General features: G+C 68.1%; 2 pseudogenes. Both read right to left on the bottom strand.

Features of this window, described 5'->3' with window-relative positions:
• Positions 1 to 519 (bottom strand): annotated as a pseudogene (locus JCM19049_RS16810) (aspartate carbamoyltransferase); the annotation flags it as partial.
• Positions 516 to 649, bottom strand: a pseudogene (locus JCM19049_RS21650) (bifunctional pyr operon transcriptional regulator/uracil phosphoribosyltransferase); the annotation flags it as partial. The pseudogenes JCM19049_RS21650 and JCM19049_RS16810, both read right to left, overlap by 4 nt.

Below are 649 nucleotides of genomic sequence, written 5' to 3'. Positions count from 1 at the left end.
TGCAGGATGTCCCCGACGATGGCGACCTTCAGCCGTCCAGGCCCTTGCCGTGCGGGCGGTGCCCTCGCGCAGGCTCACCTGGCGGCGCAGCGTGAACGCGTCCAGCAGCGCTGGGTGGGATGTTCGTGCATGCCGTCCCCGGCGTTGACGATCGGCAGCCCGATCCAGTCGGTGGCCGCCAGGCGAGCCGGTGCACCCGAGTCGGGGTGCCGGATCACCACGCGTCGGCGCCGATGGCCAGCAGGGTTTGGGCGGTGTCCTTCAGCGATTCGCCCTTGGACACGGAGGAGCCTTGGCGGAGAAGTTGATCACGTCCGCGCTCAGGCGCTTGGCGGCGGCCTCGAAGGAGATGCGGGTGCGGGTGGAGTCCTCGAAGAAGAGGTTCACCACGGTGCGTCCGCGCAGCGCCGGCAGCTTCTTGACTTCCCGGGTGCCGAACTCGCGCATTTCCTCGGCGATGTCCAGGATCCGGATGGCTTCTTCGCGGGTGACGTCCGCGGTGGAGATCAGGTGTTTCATGCGCCGGCCTCGATGATCACTTCGTTGTCCTGGTCGGTTTCCGCCAGGTGCACGCGCACCTTTTCGCTCTTGGCGGTGGGCAGGTTCTTGCCCACGTGGTCGGCGCGGATCGGCAGTTCGCGGTGCCCGC

This window comes from Arthrobacter sp. JCM 19049, assembly GCF_001310435.1.
This window is presented reverse-complemented; position numbering and strand designations above follow the sequence as displayed.